The organism is Streptomyces sp. 4N509B, from assembly GCF_052245655.1.
Classification (GTDB): Bacteria; Actinomycetota; Actinomycetes; order Streptomycetales; family Streptomycetaceae; genus Streptomyces.
Genome location: NZ_JBQQBZ010000005.1, coordinates 31,485 through 47,307, shown reverse-complemented (window position 1 = coordinate 47,307; position 15,823 = coordinate 31,485). Strand labels below are relative to the sequence as shown.

At 72.4% G+C, this 15,823-nt stretch carries 14 protein-coding genes; 7 read left to right on the top strand and 7 right to left on the bottom strand.

Annotated elements, in window-relative coordinates; genetic code table 11:
- Positions 1 to 215 precede the first annotated feature (215 nt).
- A complete protein-coding gene (locus ACTWP5_RS07580; protein WP_443219990.1) occupies positions 216 to 1,103 on the top strand; it encodes an SAM-dependent methyltransferase in 888 nt (295 codons plus the stop codon).
- A gap of 39 nt (positions 1,104 to 1,142) precedes the next feature.
- Here the strand turns inward: ACTWP5_RS07580 and ACTWP5_RS07575 are convergent, their stop codons facing one another.
- On the bottom strand, positions 1,143 to 2,093 hold the full coding sequence (locus tag ACTWP5_RS07575) for an NAD-dependent epimerase/dehydratase family protein (RefSeq protein WP_443219989.1): 951 nt from the start codon (positions 2,091 to 2,093) through the stop codon (positions 1,143 to 1,145).
- Positions 2,094 to 2,230: 137 nt separating this feature from the next.
- Here ACTWP5_RS07575 and ACTWP5_RS07570 point away from each other — a divergent pair, with 137 nt between their 5' ends.
- Both ACTWP5_RS07570 and ACTWP5_RS07565 read left to right on the top strand, forming a co-directional pair.
- Entirely contained in the window at positions 2,231 to 3,166 is a 936-nt protein-coding gene (locus tag ACTWP5_RS07570; RefSeq protein WP_443219988.1) for an AraC family transcriptional regulator, read from the top strand.
- 130 nt (positions 3,167 to 3,296) lie between these two features.
- Positions 3,297 to 5,528, top strand: a complete 2,232-nt coding sequence (locus ACTWP5_RS07565) for an NADP-dependent isocitrate dehydrogenase (RefSeq protein ID WP_443219987.1) — start codon at positions 3,297 to 3,299, stop codon at positions 5,526 to 5,528.
- A 123-nt stretch (positions 5,529 to 5,651) separates the two neighbouring features.
- Here ACTWP5_RS07565 and ACTWP5_RS07560 read toward each other — a convergent pair whose 3' ends face one another.
- The gene (locus ACTWP5_RS07560; protein ID WP_443219986.1) at positions 5,652 to 6,149 is read right to left on the bottom strand and encodes a peptidylprolyl isomerase; all 498 of its coding nucleotides are present in this window, start codon (positions 6,147 to 6,149) and stop codon (positions 5,652 to 5,654) included.
- A 169-nt stretch (positions 6,150 to 6,318) separates the two neighbouring features.
- Entirely contained in the window at positions 6,319 to 6,894 is a 576-nt protein-coding gene (locus ACTWP5_RS07555; protein WP_443219985.1) for a TerD family protein, read from the bottom strand.
- Between the two features lie 339 nt (positions 6,895 to 7,233).
- On the opposite strand from ACTWP5_RS07555, the gene ACTWP5_RS07550 reads away from it, so the two are divergent.
- On the top strand, positions 7,234 to 8,052 hold the full coding sequence (locus ACTWP5_RS07550) for an LppU/SCO3897 family protein (RefSeq protein WP_443219984.1): 819 nt from the start codon (positions 7,234 to 7,236) through the stop codon (positions 8,050 to 8,052).
- Positions 8,053 to 8,234: 182 nt separating this feature from the next.
- On the top strand, positions 8,235 to 8,762 hold the full coding sequence (locus ACTWP5_RS07545) for a hypothetical protein (protein WP_443219983.1): 528 nt from the start codon (positions 8,235 to 8,237) through the stop codon (positions 8,760 to 8,762).
- Between the two features lie 81 nt (positions 8,763 to 8,843).
- Here ACTWP5_RS07545 and ACTWP5_RS07540 read toward each other — a convergent pair whose 3' ends face one another.
- On the bottom strand, positions 8,844 to 9,998 hold the full coding sequence (locus ACTWP5_RS07540) for an alpha-hydroxy acid oxidase (RefSeq protein ID WP_443220206.1): 1,155 nt from the start codon (positions 9,996 to 9,998) through the stop codon (positions 8,844 to 8,846).
- A gap of 876 nt (positions 9,999 to 10,874) precedes the next feature.
- Here ACTWP5_RS07540 and ACTWP5_RS07535 point away from each other — a divergent pair.
- Positions 10,875 to 11,531, top strand: coding sequence for a DUF4360 domain-containing protein (locus ACTWP5_RS07535; protein WP_443219982.1), 657 nt, complete (start codon positions 10,875 to 10,877; stop codon positions 11,529 to 11,531).
- 323 nt (positions 11,532 to 11,854) lie between these two features.
- Positions 11,855 to 12,535 carry a DUF4360 domain-containing protein gene (locus tag ACTWP5_RS07530; protein WP_443219981.1) on the top strand — a complete coding sequence of 227 codons (681 nt, stop codon included), beginning with the start codon at positions 11,855 to 11,857 and terminating at the stop codon, positions 12,533 to 12,535.
- An 80-nt stretch (positions 12,536 to 12,615) separates the two neighbouring features.
- Here the strand turns inward: ACTWP5_RS07530 and ACTWP5_RS07525 are convergent, their stop codons facing one another.
- From ACTWP5_RS07525 to ACTWP5_RS07515, 3 genes are read right to left on the bottom strand one after another with little or no spacing between them, the layout of a single operon-like run.
- Positions 12,616 to 13,860, bottom strand: a complete 1,245-nt coding sequence (locus ACTWP5_RS07525) for a sugar ABC transporter permease (protein ID WP_443219980.1) — start codon at positions 13,858 to 13,860, stop codon at positions 12,616 to 12,618.
- On the bottom strand, positions 13,857 to 14,633 hold the full coding sequence (locus ACTWP5_RS07520) for an ATP-binding cassette domain-containing protein (protein ID WP_443219979.1): 777 nt from the start codon (positions 14,631 to 14,633) through the stop codon (positions 13,857 to 13,859). The genes ACTWP5_RS07525 and ACTWP5_RS07520 overlap by 4 nt, the downstream gene beginning before the upstream one ends.
- A 36-nt stretch (positions 14,634 to 14,669) precedes the next feature.
- Positions 14,670 to 15,818 (bottom strand): sugar ABC transporter substrate-binding protein, encoded by a 1,149-nt coding sequence (locus ACTWP5_RS07515; protein ID WP_443219978.1) that lies wholly within the window; start codon positions 15,816 to 15,818, stop codon positions 14,670 to 14,672.
- Positions 15,819 to 15,823 lie beyond the last annotated feature (5 nt).

Sequence of the window (15,823 nt, the reverse complement as noted above, 5' to 3'; positions counted from 1 at the left end):
CCGGCGTCGTGCCCGTCCCGCTGTGGCGGCCCGACACGCCGGTGAGGACACCGCTTGACGAGGGAGGGGTGCTGGTCATGGGCGCCGTGGGGCGCAAGCCGTGACGCACAGCGCCGAGTTCCCCGGTGAATCTGACGCCGCGTGACATACTGCGGGCCTGCGTCCAGCCAGCCGGACGCAGTCAACCTCACGCTGCGACAAAGGAGTTGAGCGCGATGACCGATCCCAGGCAGCTGGGTGGAACGCCTCCGGCGGCCGGCGGCCCCGGCCCGGGGCCCGCCGCGGGCGGTGCCCCCTCGGGCAGTGAGCCGCCCCCGCCGCCGGGCGTCGACATCACCAGGCCGAGCATCGCGCGGGTCTACGACGCGGTCCTCGGCGGCCACGACAACTACGCGGTGGACCGGGCCGTCGTCGAGGCGTCCCTGAAGATCGCTCCCCCGTCCACGCTGTCGGCGGCCCGCCTGAACCGCGAGTTCCTGATCCGTGGTGTCCGGTACCTGGCCGAGCAGGGCGTCGACCAGTTCCTGGACATCGGCTCGGGCCTGCCGACGGTCCAGAACACCCACCAGGTGGCCCAGGCCGTCAACCCCGACGCCCGCGTCGTGTACGTGGACAACGACCCGATCGTCCTCGCCCACGGCCAGGCGCTCCTGGCCTCCAACCAGTCCACCACCGTCGTCACGGCGGACCTGCTGGACCCGCAGGGCGTCCTGAAGCACCCCGAGGTCGAGGGCTTCCTCGACTTCTCCCGGCCCATAGCCCTGGTGCTGCTCGGCGTCGTCCACTACGTGCTGGACGAGGAGGACCCGCTCGGCGTGCTGAACGCCTACAAGGAGCGGCTGGCACCGGGCAGCCACCTGTTCGTCAGCCACTTCTCCAGCACCTTCCTCCCGCAGGCACAGGAGATGGAGGAGGCCCTGCTGCGCTTCCTGGGCCGGGGGAAGCTGCGCAGCCAGGAGGAGATCGCCGCGTTCTTCGACGGCTTCGAGATGCTGGAGCCGGGCGTGGTGCCGGTGCCGCGGTGGCGGCCCGACGAGCCGGTCGCCGAGCCGCTGGACGAGGGCGGCCTGCTGGTGCTGGGCGCCATGGGGCGCAAGGCGTAGCCCGCCCGCGTCTCGACCCGCCGCCCGGCCCGGCCGTCGTCAGTCGGGCCGGGCGGCGGCGCGCGGGGCGTCCGCGAGCAGGGCGTCGGCCGTCAGCTTCAGCACCTCCTCCAGGTCGGTGGCCGCCAGGCCGAAGGTCCGCGCGGTGTGCGAGGCGTCCATGACGGCCGGCCGCTGGTAGAGGTACTGCATCTCCCACACCTGCGCCATGACCGGGTCGGCGAGGCCGGCGTGGTGCAGGTCCAGCGGCGCCATGTTGACCAGCCGGGGCTCCGGCGCCCCCGCCAGCGCGGCGAAGCGGGTGGCGATCTCGCGCACCGGGGCGTCGGAGATGTTCGGCACGTGCCAGGCCCGACCCCAGGTCCGCTCGTCGCGGCCGAGGGTGGCCAGCGTCCGGCCGACGTCGCCGGGGTAGCCCCAGCTGTGGGGCGCGTCCGGGTCGGCCGGGAAGTGGATCTCATCGCCGGCCAGCAGCGGCGGGGCGATCATCAGGCTGAACATCGACACCGCGCCGGGGCCGAGGAAGTCGCCCGGCCGAACCTCGGCGAACCGGACCCGCCCGGCCTCGTGGGCGGCGACGCCCTGGTGCCACACCCGCGCCAGCACGCGGCCCTTGATCGTGGTCGGCGCCAGCGGCGTCGCCTCGGTGGCGGCGCCCTCCCACGGGCCGTAGCCGTAGCCGTTGCTGAGGTTCAGCAGGCCGGCGCCGCTGCGCTCGGCCGCCGCCAGCAGGGAGGCGGCCAGGGGCGGCACCTCGACCGGGACCCGGTCGTAGGAAGGAGCGGCGCAGTTGTAGAGCGTGGTGGCGCCGTCGACCAGCTCGGCCAGCCGCTCGGCGTCCGAGGCGTCGGCCGCGACCCGCTCGATCAGGGGGTGCTCGGGCCCGAGACCCCTGCGGGTGACGACGCGGACCCGCTCGCCGTCCTCGGCGAGCAGCCGCGCGGTGGCGCTGCCGGTCGGCCCGGCGCCGACGATGACGTGGAGGGACATGGGAGGACTCCTTCACCAGACGCGACCCCGACGACCGGGGTGCCTTCCGACCGTACGAGTCGACACCGAGACGATGTATGCCTCACTGTCGCGCTTTCCTGTCTGATCGTCTCGACAGACGGGGATAGGCTGGCGTCATGGACGTGCTGAGCGACGTGCTGGCGGTGATGCGCACGGGAGAGCCGGCGGCCAGCAGGACCACGAGCCGCGCTCCGTGGGGCGTGCGCTTCCCCGCCGGACAGAGGGCGGCCTGCCACGTCGTGCTGCGGGGCGGCTGCTGGATGACGCCCGGCGGTGGCGGCGCCCCGCTGGCGCTCGGCCCGGGCGACGTCGTCCTGACCCCGCGCGGCGACGGCCACGCCCTCGCCGACCAGCCGGGACGTCCCCTGGTCGACTTCCTGCCCGACCCCGTCGAGACCTCGCCGGTGCCGGAGCTGCGCATCCCCGGGGAGGGCGCCGCCACGGAGATGCTCTGCGCCGCCTACGCCTTCGACCGCTCCCGCCCCCACCCCCTCCTCGGCGAGCTGCCGTCCCTGATCCACCTGCCGGCCCGCGTGGGGCACCACCCGGCGCTGCGCTCCGCCGTCGAGCTGCTGGGCACCGAGCTGGAGCGGCCACGGGCCGGCACGGAGGCGATCCTGCCGTCGCTGATCGACATGCTCCTGCTCTACGTGCTGCGCGCCTGGCTGGAGGAGGAGGCGTCCCGGGCCGGCGCGGACAGGCCCGGCTGGGCCACCGCGCTCAGCGATCCGGCGATCGCCGCCGCGCTGCGGCAGATCCACCGCCACCCCGAGCGCCCCTGGACGGTGGCGGCGCTGGCGACGCGGGCCGGGCTGTCGCGCGCGGCCTTCGCCAGGCGCTTCGCCGCCACCGTCGGCCAGCCTCCGCTGGGCTACCTCACCTGGTGGCGGATGACCACGGCGGCCCGACTGCTGCGCGAGACCGACACGCCGCTGCGCGTCGTCGCCGAACGCTGCGGGTACGGCTCGGAGTTCGCCTTCGCCAAGGCGTTCAAGCGGGCCCACGGCGCGGCGCCCGGCCAGTACCGGCGCCGCGCCACGGACGCCCCCTGAGCCCCTCCTCCGGCCGAGGGCGGCGCGGCGCGCGCCACGCCCGTTCCCCGGGGCCCGGTGCCCGACCGGCCCGCGGAAGGAGATATCTTGATGTCAAGACGACGACGGCGTGAAGCGGAGCGGAGCACCGGTGACCGACTCGACCACAGACTCGACCATCATCTACACGCACACCGACGAGGCGCCGGCCCTGGCGACCTACTCGTTGCTGCCCGTGATCCAGGCGTACGCCGGGGCGGCCGGGGTCGGTGTCGAGACCCGTGACATCTCGCTGTCGGGGCGCATCATCGCCAGCTTCCCCGAGCGCCTCACGGAGAGCCAGCGCATCGACGACGCCCTCGCCGAGCTCGGCGAGCTGGCGAAGACCCCCGGCGCGAACATCATCAAGCTGCCGAACATCTCGGCCTCGATCCCCCAGCTCAAGGCGGCCATCGCCGAGCTGCGCGAGCAGGGCTACGACCTGCCGGCCTACCCCGACGAGCCGACCACCGACGAGGAGCGGGAGATCCGCGCCCGGTACGACCGGGTCAAGGGCAGCGCCGTCAACCCGGTGCTGCGCGAGGGCAACTCCGACCGCCGCGCCCCGGCCTCGGTGAAGAACTACGCCAGGACCCACCCGCACCGCATGGGCGCCTGGACGGCCGACTCGAAGACGAACGTCGCCACCATGGGCGTCGACGACTTCCGCTCCACCGAGAGGTCCACGGTCATCGCCGAGCCCGGCACGCTCCGCATCGAGCTGGTGGGCGAGGACGGCGAGACCACGGTGCTGCGCGAGGCCGTGCCCGTGGAGGCCGGCGAGGTGGTGGACGCCTCCGTGATGCGGGTGGCGGCGCTGCGCGCCTTCCTCGCCGAGCAGGTCGCCCGCGCCAGGGCCGAGGGCGTGCTCTTCTCCGTGCACCTGAAGGCCACCATGATGAAGGTGTCCGACCCGATCATCTTCGGCCACGCGGTGCGCGCCTTCCTCCCGAGGACCTTCGCCACCCACGGCGACACGCTCGCCGCCGCCGGCCTGAACCCGAACGACGGGCTCGGGGCGATCCTCGCCGGCCTCGACGCGCTCCCGGAGGGCGCGGAGATCCGGGCGTCCATCGAGTCCGAGCTGGCCGAGGGCCCGGCGCTGGCGATGGTCGACTCCGACCGCGGCATCACCAACCTCCACGTCCCCAGCGACGTCATCGTCGACGCCTCGATGCCCGCGATGATCCGCACCTCGGGACACATGTGGGGCCCCGACGGCCAGGAGGCCGACACCCTCGCGGTGCTGCCCGACAGCAGCTACGCCGGCATCTACCAGGTGGTCATCGACGACTGCCGCGCCCACGGCGCCTTCGACCCCGCCACCATGGGCTCGGTGCCGAACGTCGGCCTCATGGCCCGGAAGGCCGAGGAGTACGGCAGCCACGACAAGACCTTCGAGATCTCCCGCCCCGGCACCGTGCGGGTGGTGGACGAGGCCGGTACGGCCGTGCTGGAGCAGGCCGTCGCCGCCGGGGACATCTTCCGCGCCTGCCAGACCAAGGACGCCGCGATCCGGGACTGGGTGAAGCTCGCCGTCACCCGCGCCCGCGCGACCGGCGACCCGGCCGTGTTCTGGCTGGACGCCGACCGCGCCCACGACGCGCGGCTCATCGAGAAGGTCACCGCGTACCTCCCGGAGCACGACACCGAGGGCCTCACCATCGAGATCATGGCGCCGGTGCGGGCGATCGCGTTCTCCCTGGAGCGCATCCGCCGCGGCGAGAACACCATCTCGGTCACCGGCAACGTGCTGCGCGACTACCTCACGGACCTCTTCCCGATCCTGGAGCTCGGCACCAGCGCCAAGATGCTCTCGGTGGTGCCGCTCATGGGCGGTGGCGGCCTGTTCGAGACCGGCGCCGGCGGCTCCGCGCCCAAGCACGTGCAGCAGCTGGTGAAGGAGAACTACCTGCGCTGGGACAGCCTCGGCGAGTTCCTCGCGCTGGCCGTCAGCTTCGAGCAGCTGGCCCAGACCACGGGCAACGCGCGGGCCCGCGTGCTGGCCCAGACGCTCGACCGGGCGACGGCGACCTTCCTCAACGAGGACAAGTCGCCAAGCCGCCGCCTGGGCGGCATCGACAACCGCGGCAGCCACTTCTACCTGGCGCTGTACTGGGCGCGCGAGCTCGCCCGCCAGGACGACGACCCCGGGCTCGCGGCGGCGTTCGCCGAGCTGGCCGCCACCCTCGGCGACCAGGAGGAGACCATCGTCGAGGAGTTGCTCGCGGTGCAGGGGCAGCCGGCGGACATCGGCGGGTACTACCGGCCCGACGAGGCCAGGGCCGCCGCCGTGATGCGTCCGTCGAAGACCTTCAACGAGGCGCTGCGCACCCTGGGCTGAGCGCCCGGCCGCAGGAGGGACACGCGGGGCCCCCGGCCGACGGCCGGGGGCCCCGCTGGTGTTCCGTCCCTGGTGGACGTCCGTGGTGGACGTCCGTGGTGGACGCGAGCGCGCGGGGCGCGGTCAGACGGCCTTGGCGCCCGTGATGGTGACCGGCTCCAGCGGCACGTCGTCGAAGCCCTGGCTGCGACCGGTGGGCACGGCGGCGATGCGGTCCACGACGTCGAAGCCGTCCACGACCCTGCCGAAGACCGCGTATCCCCAGCCGCGGGGGGTGGGCGCGGTGTGGTCGAGGAAGCCGTTGTCCACGGTGTTGATGAAGAACTGGGCCGAGGCCGAGTGCGGGTCGGAGGTGCGGGCCATGGCCACGGCGTACTTGGTGTTGCGCAGGCCGTTGCGCGCCTCGTTCTCGATGGAGGCGCGGGTCGGCTTCTGCCGCATGTCCTCGGTGAAGCCGCCACCCTGGATCATGAACGTCTGGATGACGCGGTGGAAGATCGTGCCGTCGTAGTGCCCGTCGGCCACGTACGCCAGGAAGTTCTCCACCGTCTTCGGCGCCTTCTCGGCGTCGAGCTCGAGGGTGATGGGGCCGAACGAGGTGGTCAGCACGACCTGGGTCATCTTTCGTCGCCTTCCGCGAACCGTTAAAAGGACGCGGTCCACCGTATACGACGCGCCCCGGCCGGTCGGGGCCCGGTCGGGGCGCGTCGGCCCCACCGGCTCCCGCCCTCCGCGCTCACGCCCGGGGCGCGGCGCGGAGGGCGGGGAGGGCCCGGTCGTTCGGGGGCGTTCAGACGTTGACGCCGAAGTCGGCGGCGATGCCGGCCAGGCCGGAGGCGTACCCCTGGCCCACGGCGCGGAACTTCCACTCGGCGCCGTTGCGGTAGAGCTCGCCGAAGACCATGGCGGTCTCGGTGGCGGCGTCCTCGCTCAGGTCGTACCGGGCGAGCTCGGCGCCGCCGGCCTGGTTGAGCACGCGGATGTAGGCGTTCCTGACCTGCCCGAAGTTCTGCTTGCGGGCGTCCGCGTCGTAGACGGAGACGGCGAAGACCACCTTGTCGACGTCGGGCGCGAGGCCGGCGAGGTTCACGTTGATCTGCTCGTCGTCACCGACGCCCTCGCCGGTGCGGTTGTCGCCGGTGTGCTGGATCGTCTGGTCGGGGCTCGTCTTGTTGTTGAAGAAGACGAAGTGCCCCTCGGAGTAGACCCGGCCGCTGGCGTTCACCGCGATGGCGCTCGCGTCCAGGTCGAAGTCGGTGCCGGTGGTGACGCGCGTGTCCCAGCCGAGGCCGACGGTGACGGCGGTCAGTCCCGGCGCCTCCTTGGTGAGGGAGACGTTTCCACCCTTGGACAGCGATACGGCCATGTTTCCTCATTCCTCCTGACGGTGTCTGCTGCACCCGAATCTACGGCACCCCGGGTCCGCTCGGGTCATGCGGGCAACGAGCCCACTGTCGGCGGCGGTTGCTAGCCTGGCGGAAACACGGCGGCGCACGGCGACCGGGTGGCGGTCGCACGACGCTCGTCAGACGTATCACCGGGGGAATCACCAATGAGCGGAATGCAGGGCTGGCCCGGCCAGGGCGGGCCTCACGGCCCGGGGCAGGGACCAGGCCCCGGGCACATACCGGGGGGCGGAGTGGGGCCGGGCGGGGCAGGTGTGCCCCCGGCGCCGCCCAGCGGCGACGGGCGGCGCCTGGCGATCGTGGCCACCATCGTCGCGGTCGTCGTGGCCCTCTCCTTCGGTCTGGCCCTCGCGACCGGCGCCAACGAACGGGACGACGCCGGTGCCGACATGGCCGGGGCCGGCCCGGCGGGCGCCGCGGAGGGCGCGGCGGAGGGCGGCGTCACCGAGGGTGGAGACCTGGAGCTTCCGGGTCCGAGCGCGGACGGCGGCGCCTCCGAGGGTGCGGCCGACTCCGCCGGCGCGGGGACCACGGGCACCACGGGGGGCACGGGCGGGACGGACGCCGGGGCCACCTCGGGCGGCGACTCCGGCGGCACCACCGGGTACGAGACGCCCACGCCGCCGCCCGACCCGACGTTGGAGGCGTACCGGGCGGTGAACGCCGGCGACTGCCTGAACAACTGGATGACGGGCGAGAGCAGCTGGGTCAGCGACACCCCCGACGTCATCTCCTGCGACGACGACGCCGCCGGGGTGTGGGTCTCCCAGACCTCCGACTCCACGAGCGACTGTCCGATGGACGCCGGCCGTTCGTACCTGTCGTACACCAGCGGGGCCGAGACCGTGGCGCTCTGCGTCACGCGGCAGTTCGAGGTCGGGCAGTGCTTCCTCGGCATGTCGGACGGCAGCGCCAACCTCATGAGCTGGCACGACTGCGCGGCCACGAGCGTGCCCTCGCCCTACAGCCAGCTGTACAACGTCACGGGCGTCTACAGCGCCCCGTCGTCCGTCCAGGGCGACGAGTGCCGCCAGACCACCTACGACCAGAACGAGTACTGGTGGTGGACCATCGACGGCGGCTCGATCCTGCTGTGCGCCGTGGTGCACAGCAGCTGAGGGGGAGTGACTCGGTGAGCCAGCCATGGCAACCGCAACCCGGACCGGCGCAGCCCGGTTACGGACCGGCACAGCCCGGATACGGCCCGGCACAGCCGGGGTACGGACCGGCCCAGCCGGGATACGGCTATCCCCCGGGGCCGGCGATGGCGCCCGGGGCTCCGGGAGCGCCCGGGGTCCCGATGCCGCCACCCTCCGTCCGCCCGCGTGGCAACCCCGGCGCGGCCGTGGCGCTGCTCCTGGTGGGCACCGTGGTCTTCACCGCCCTGTACGGGATGCTCACGGGCGCGGTGACGGACCTGGAGGGGCAGCTGCAGGACCTGGCGACCTCGGGTGAGGGCGAGATCGACATCGCGCAGCTGACCTGGCTCGCGGCGCTGCCGGGCGGCGTGTTCGGCGTGGTGGCCGGGGCGGTGGGCCGCCGCCAGGGCCTGGTCTGGCTCGCCGGCCTGCTGGCGCTGGCGGCGATGCTGCTGGGCGAGACGTTCGGCTCGGCGGTGCTCGCCGCCGACTCCTCGTCCACGGGACCGGACGCCGTCGAGCTGTTCTTCGACCACTTCTCCGACATGTGGGAGAGCTGGACCGAGAGCGCGCACGGCTTCGTGTGGCCGCTGTTGGCGCTGGCCCCGATCACCGCCGTGGTCACCGGCCTGGTGCTGACCCGCGGCGAGAGCCAGCCACAGCACCCCCAGTGGACGGGGGTCCGCTGACCCACGCCGACTGGCCCACGTCCGCTGACCGACCGCGGGAACCGGTCCCGCCGGGCGCGAGGCGCGCACCGCGTGGGCCGGTCACGGCGGCCACGGCGCCGTGAGCCCCGGGGTGGCCGGGCGGACCAGGTCGGGCGTGAGCTCGTGCGGTCCGCCGGCGCCGCAGAGCGTCAGCGCGTCGTCGAACTCCCCCCGCAGCAGCTCCAGCACGCGCCGCACCCCCGCCTCACCGCCACAGGCCAGTCCCCACAACACGGGGCGGCCCACGGCGACCGCCGTCGCTCCGAGCGCCAACGCCTTGACGACGTCCGAGCCGCGCCGCACGCCGCCGTCGAGGATGATCGGGATGCGTCCGCCGACGATCGCGGCCACCTCCGGCAGCAGTTCGAGGGTGGCCGGGACGTCGTCGGACTCCCGGCCGCCCTGGTGTGAGAGGACCAGGCCGTCCACGCCGTGGGCCAGGGCCAGCCGCACGTCCTCCGGGTGCAGCAGGCCCTTGAGCAGGATCGGCAGGGAGGTCAGCTGGCGCAGCCAGTGGAGGTGCCACCAGGAGATCTCCGAGGAGACGACGATGGGCCGCACCCGGCCCGGATCGTCCCCCGGCAGCAGGCCGCGCATGTTCTCGCACGCCAGACCCGGCGGGGGCTCGCCCGCACCCCGCAGGGGGCACGGCAGGGTGCCGCCGGGTGCCGGCGGGTCCACGGTGACGACCAGGGCGGTGCAGCCGGCGTCGGCCGCGCGGCGCACCAGCGCCTCGGTGATCTCCAACTCGGGCTGGATGTAGAGCTGGAACCACAGCGAGGCCCCCTCGGCCTCCCCTCCCCCGTCGGCCGCTCGGGCGGCCTCGGCGATCGCGTCCACCGGCGCCGTGGCGGCCATGCTGACCATCATGATCGTCCCGGCCGCGGCGGCGGCGCGGGCGCTGGCGAGCTCGCCCTCGGGGTGGGCGAGCCGGTGGTAGGCGGTGGGTGCCAGGAGGATCGGCATGCTCGCGCGGGTGCCGAGCAGGGTGACGGCCGACTCGCGGCGGGCGTTGCCGCGCAGCACCCTGGGCAGCAGGCGCAGCCGGGAGAAGACCGCCTCGTTGTCCCGCGGGCTGTGCTCCTCCTCGATCCCCCCCACCACGTAGTCCGCGTGGAGGGGGTCGAGGACGGCGCGGGCCGCCGACCGGAACTCCCGGACGGTCAGGGCGGCGTCGGGTGTCGACTCGGGCATCGGGGGCATCGACAGCGGCATCGACACCTCGTCACCTCACCCGCGCGCCGGGGCGGAGTTCAGCGCCGTCGTGGCGCCGCGTCGTACCGGTGCGTGGGTGGGTTTGCTGACGGGTGAGGCCTCGGGCCGTCGGCTCCCCGGTTCTTCGCCGGCGACGAGGTGGTCAACGTGGCGTGGGGTCACGATGTCTCCCTCCCAAGCGATGCGACGGGGTCCGTCACACGGCGACGTACGGCGCGAGACCGACATCGGTTCAACGCTTCACATCCGGTCGTTCACGTAGGGAACGACTGCTCCCCAGGCACTCTAGGGATCATGGGGAGCGCTGGAAACACCGCCTCCGGCCCACTGGCCGGAACGTGCCGTGCGGCCGGGTTGCGAAGACGCGGTGTCGACCACGACCCCGGCGGCGGCTCAGGGGGTCTCTCGCGGGGAGGGTGAGGCCCGAGGGACCGGGGAGGGCGGCGAGAAACATGCGCCCTCGGGATGAGGTCGATCACTCTGAGAGCGCGCTCATGTCCCGTTCTTCCGGTTGCGGTGTTCGTCCACACGACATTTTGTGGGGTGTTGACGAGCCCCTACCGCTCTTTATCGGCCTGGTTTTTCAAGGGTGGCGCGTCCTCTTCACAGCGGCTTTACGGCGCCCTAACATGGGAGCGCTTCCACACCTTTACCGGGCCTCGGAGGACCCCCGTGTCCCCCGAGCCGGAAAGAGCCGCGTTTCCTGAAGTCGCCATCGCCTTGCGGGTTCCCGAGCTCGACATGCTCGGCCTGCTATGACCGCCGGACGCGGTTCGTGACTGCCTGAGAGCAGCCTCAAGAGATACATGCTCCGCACGTAGTTCCGGCGAGCTTGTGAAGAGTTCGTCATGATCTGATGGGAGTGTTGTGAGAACCATGTCCGGTATTCTCGTTGCCGGCGGGGCGATGGCGGCCTTACTGGCCTCAACCGTCTCCGTCCAGGGCGCTTCGGCGACCGACCCCGGTCTTCCGACGGACACCGTTCCGTCCGAGCAGATCGAGATCGGTATCGAAACCATCAACGGCTCCGGGTGCCCCGCGGGCACCGCCGCCGTCGCGGTCAACGCCGACAACACCGCCTTCACGGTGACCTACAGCGACTACCTCGCGATCGCGGGCGGTGGCGCGAGCGCCGCCGACTTCCGCAAGAACTGCCAGCTCAGCCTCACGGTGGACGTTCCCGCGGGCTTCACGTACGCGATCTCCACCGTGGACTACCGCGGCTACGCCTCGATCGCGGACGGCGCCAGCGGCTTCCAGCAGGCGTCCTACTACTACATGGGTGAGTCGCAGACCACCTCCAGCAACACCACGTTCCAGGGTCCGTACGACGACAACTGGCACACGAACGACACCACCGAGTGGGCCGAGTTGGTCTGGGCCCCCTGCGGCGAACAGCGGAACCTCAACGTCAACACCGAACTCCGCGTCTACCGCGGCAGCTCCCCCAGCAGTGCGGTCAGCCTCATGACGATGGACTCCACGGACAGCGCCGTGAGCACCATCTACCACATGGAGTGGAAAGAGTGCTGACCAGCTGAGCTGACGCAACCACAGTCGGAAAGCCCGGCGATATCAGCCCGTTCCCTGCCCGGTCTCCGTGACGCGGGCGCGGAATCCGCTGTGACGGTGTGACGCGCCTTTCACCCCGCACGGGCGCGCGGTGCGCGTGACGTGCGACGGAAAAGGAACGCACTCATTCCCGTTCAGGATTCGCTGAGCACGTTGGGGAATTCCTCTGTCCGGCGAGGCGGAGCGGTGTGCCCCCGCCCCGTCCCGCCTGAATCGATCCCGCAGGGACGGACCGAGGCATCGCCATGCCCGAATCGGTCCGCAGACGACACGATTGGAGAACCATGTCCGGTGTTCTCGCCGCGGGCAGCGCCTTCACGGCGTTACTGGCCGCGACCTTCGGAGCCCCCGCCGCGGCGCCTTCCTTCGACATCGCGGAGCCACCCTACTTCAGCGATGTGCCGTCAGACCAGATGGCCATCGACGTCCTCACCGTCAACGGGTCCGGATGTGAGCCGGGCACCGCCGCGGTGGCCGTCTCGGAGGACAACACCGCCTTCACCGTGACCTACAGCGACTACCTCGCCATGGCCGGTGCGGGCGCCAGCGCGACCGACTTCCGCAAGAACTGCCAGCTGAACCTGGCGGTGCAGGTGCCCTCGGGCTTCACGTACGCGATCGCGCAGGTGGACTACCGCGGCTACGCCTCGATCGCGCGGGGTGCCACCGGAACCGAGAAGGCGTCGTACTACTTCCAGGGTTCGCCCGACACCGACGAGTGGACCCACACGTTCGCGGGCCCCATGGACGACCTCTGGCAGGTCACCGACATCACCGACCTGGAGTCGCTGGTCTGGGCTCCCTGTGGTGAGATCCGCAACTTCAACATCAACACGGAGCTGCGGGTCAACGCCGGTACCTCGGACCCGGCCAGCACGAGCCTGATGACCATGGACTCCACGGACGGCACCATCGACACCACGTACCACGTCGCCTGGCGTCCGTGTGAGGAGGGCGAAGCCTAGCCACACGTCCACAGGGACGACACCCGGGGTGACGAGCCCCTCTCCGCCCGGGAGGGGCTCGTCGCCGTGCCGTCGCGCGGTCAGGCCCGGCCGTGGGCCTTCAACTGCTGGCGGGAGAGGGAGTCGATGACGACGGCGGCCAGCAGGATGCCTCCGGTGATCATGAACTTGACGGCGATCTGGATGCCGAGCAGCACCATGCCGAACGTGATCGACTGGATGACCAGCACGCCGAGGAGCGCCGACCACGTCGAGCCGCGCCCGCCGAAGAGGCTCGTGCCGCCGATGACGACGGCGGCGATGACGTTCATCAGCAGGTCGCCCGAGCCCGAGGCCTGGCTCACGGAGGTGATCCGCGAGGCGAGGAAGAGGCCGCCGATCGCGGCCATGGTGCCGGAGACCATGAAGACCGACATCCGCACCCACGCCACGTCGACGCCGGCCCGGCGCGCCGACTCGACGCCGCCGCCCAGGGCGTAGACCTTCCGCCCGTACGGGGTGCGGCGCAGCACGTGGTCGAGGCCCACCACGACGACGAGGAAGAGCAGCAGCGCCAGCGGCAGGCCCTCGAAGTCGGCGAGCGCGAGGGCGGCGGCGAGCGCGGGCACGGCGAGCAGGAAGGTCCTCACCGCGACGGCCCCGAGCGGGCGGCCGGGCAGGCCGGCGGCGACGCGGCGGCGCTGGTGCCGCCAGGAGGACAGGAGGTAGGCCACCACGCCGAGGACGACGAGGCCGTAGGCGACGAGGTCGGGGAGGTAGTGGTTGGTCAGGGTGGCGACCAGGCCCTCGTCGTCGAGGTTGACGGTGCCGGCGCTGCCGAGCAGGAAGAGCATCAGGCCGTTCCAGCCCAGCAGTCCGGCCAGCGTGACGACGAACGCGGGGACGCCGATCCTGGCCACGAAGAAGCCGTGGACGAGCCCGGTGGCCGCACCGGTCAGGACGGCGAGCACGAGGGCGAGCCACTCGGTCATGCCGTGGTTGACGTTGAGGACCGCGAAGACGGCGGCGGCCAGGCCGCTGACGGAGCCGACCGAGAGGTCGATCTCGCCCACGAGCAGCACGAAGACGAGTCCGGTGGCGATCATGCCCATGCCGACGATGTCGACGCTGAGCGTCGAGAGGTTGCGCGGCGCCAGGAAGCTGGAGTCCAGGAGCTGGAAGGTGGTCCAGATCAGGACCAGGAGGACGACGACGGGGACGGTGCCGATCTCGCCGCTGCGCACGCGGCGCCGGAACTCCTCGGTGTGGCCGGCCGTGCCCCGCGGGCGCGTGGAGGGCCCGCCCGGCCGGGCGGTGGGTCCCGGGGTGGGATGGGTGTCGGTCATGGCCAGGCCGGTCCCGCGCGCATCGCGGCGTTGTCGGTGGCGCCGGTGATCGAGGCGATGATCTGCTCCTGCGAGGCGGTCCGCACGTCGAAGAAGCCGTTGTTGCGGCCCAGGCGGAGGACGGCGACCTGGTCGGCGACGGCCTTGACGTCGGAGAGGTGGTGGCTGACGATCAGCACGCCGCTGCCGCGTTCCCGCAACTGGTCGACGAGGTTCAGCATGAGGGCGGACTGTTCGACGCCGAGGGCGGCGGTCGGCTCGTCCAGGAGGACGGCCTCGGGCTGGCGCAGCAGGGCGCGGGAGATCGCGACGGTCTGGCGCTCGCCGCTGGTCAGGGCGGCGACGGGCACCCGCAGGCTCGGGACCCGCAGCGCGAGGGCGTCCAGCATGTCGCGGGCGCGCCGCTCCATCTCGACCTCGTCCAGCAGGCCGGCGTGGTGGACCTCGTGGCCGAGGAAGACGTTGCCGACGACGTCGAGGTTCTCGCACAGGGCCAGGTCCTGGTAGACCGTGGCGATGCCCAGCCGCTGGGCGTCGCGGGGGCTGCCGGGGCGGACGGGGCGGCCCTTCCACTCGATGACGCCGGCGTCGGCGGGGTCGGCGCCCGCGATCACGTTGATGAGCGTGGACTTGCCCGCGCCGTTGTCGCCGACGAGGGCGACGACCTCCCCGACGCCGACCTCCAGGTCGACGCCGTCGAGGGCCTGGACGGCTCCGAAGCGTTTGGAGATGCCGCGCAGCTTCAGCAGGGGCGCTTCTGGCACGGGCACCATCTCCTGGCGGGATCTCCTGGCGGGGCGGACGGACCACTAGGCGGTGAGCCCGGCGCGCGCGCAGGCGGACTCGAGCTCGGGGGTGCAGATCTCCTCGACCGTGTACAGGCCGTCCTTGACGACGGTGTGCTCGACCAGGGCGCGGGTCACGGCCACGGGGTTGGCCAGCAGGGCGGGTATGCCCCGGACGGTGTCGTTGGAGACGGTGTGCCGCGTGATGGCCTCGATGGACTGGCCGCGCGCCAGGGCCAGGGCCATGCTGGCGGCGGGCCGGGCCTCCAGGTGGAAGGGCTTGTAGACCGTCATGTACTGCTCCCCGGCGATGATGCGTTGGATCGCGGTGAGTTCGGCGTCCTGCCCGGTGATGGGGGGCGGCCGGACCCGGGCGGCCTTGAGGGCGGCGATCACGCCGGCGGCCAGGGAGTCGTTGGCGGCGTAGACGCCGTCGAACCGGTCGGGGCCGAGGTCGGCGATGGCGCCGGCCATGTGGGCGTAGGCGTCGTCGCGTGACCAGGCGAAGGTGTCGTGGGTGGCGACGATCCGCACCTCGTCGCCCAGGACCTCCAGCGCGCCCTGGGCGAACAGGGCCGCGTTCGGGTCGTTGGGGGCACCGTTCACCATGATGATCTCGGGGCGCTGGTCCGACCGGGCGTCGTCGTCCCCGCCGCCCTCGGTGGCGACCTCGGGGGCGTCGGGAGGGCTGATGCCCATGGCCCGCAGCAGCGCGTGGCCCTGGAGGCGGCCGACCTGGAGGTTGTCGAAGGAGATGTAGGCCGAGACCGGGCCGTCGGCGAGGCGGTCGTAGGCGATGACGGGGACGCCGGCCTCGTCGGCCCGCTCGACGGCCGCGCTGATGGCCGCGGCGTCGACCGGGATGAGGAGCAGGGCGTCGACTCCCTGGGTGATCATCGAGTCCATCTGCTGCTGCTGGGTGGCGATGTCGCCCTGGGCGTTCGCCGTCGTCACGGTGCAGTCCGGGCACAGGGTGGCGACACCCTGCTCGATGTCGGGCCGGTCGAAGTGCTCCCAGCGGCCGAGGTGGTCGGGCAGGAGCAGGCCGATCTCGACGGCGCCGCGATCCCCCGCCCGGCCGTCGATGTCCTCGACGTGCGCGCAGGAGCCCACGCCCAGCGTGAGGCAGGCGGCGGTGAGGGCGGCGAGAAGGCCGCGCCTCCGTCGGGCCACGGGCG

Excerpts from the sequence above, each read along its gene's own strand:
- ACTWP5_RS07580 (WP_443219990.1), top strand. The coding sequence starts at position 216 with ATGACCGATCCCAGGCAGCTGGGTGGAACGCCTCCGGCGGCCGGCGGC.
- ACTWP5_RS07575 (WP_443219989.1), bottom strand. The coding sequence starts at position 2,093 with ATGTCCCTCCACGTCATCGTCGGCGCCGGGCCGACCGGCAGCGCCACC.
- ACTWP5_RS07570 (WP_443219988.1), top strand. The coding sequence starts at position 2,231 with ATGGACGTGCTGAGCGACGTGCTGGCGGTGATGCGCACGGGAGAGCCG.
- ACTWP5_RS07560 (WP_443219986.1), bottom strand. The coding sequence starts at position 6,149 with ATGACCCAGGTCGTGCTGACCACCTCGTTCGGCCCCATCACCCTCGAG.
- ACTWP5_RS07555 (WP_443219985.1), bottom strand. The coding sequence starts at position 6,894 with ATGGCCGTATCGCTGTCCAAGGGTGGAAACGTCTCCCTCACCAAGGAG.
- ACTWP5_RS07545 (WP_443219983.1), top strand. The coding sequence starts at position 8,235 with ATGCCGCCACCCTCCGTCCGCCCGCGTGGCAACCCCGGCGCGGCCGTG.
- ACTWP5_RS07540 (WP_443220206.1), bottom strand. The coding sequence starts at position 9,998 with ATGCCGCTGTCGATGCCCCCGATGCCCGAGTCGACACCCGACGCCGCC.
- ACTWP5_RS07535 (WP_443219982.1), top strand. The coding sequence starts at position 10,875 with ATGTCCGGTATTCTCGTTGCCGGCGGGGCGATGGCGGCCTTACTGGCC.
- ACTWP5_RS07530 (WP_443219981.1), top strand. The coding sequence starts at position 11,855 with ATGTCCGGTGTTCTCGCCGCGGGCAGCGCCTTCACGGCGTTACTGGCC.
- ACTWP5_RS07525 (WP_443219980.1), bottom strand. The coding sequence starts at position 13,860 with ATGACCGACACCCATCCCACCCCGGGACCCACCGCCCGGCCGGGCGGG.
- ACTWP5_RS07520 (WP_443219979.1), bottom strand. The coding sequence starts at position 14,633 with ATGGTGCCCGTGCCAGAAGCGCCCCTGCTGAAGCTGCGCGGCATCTCC.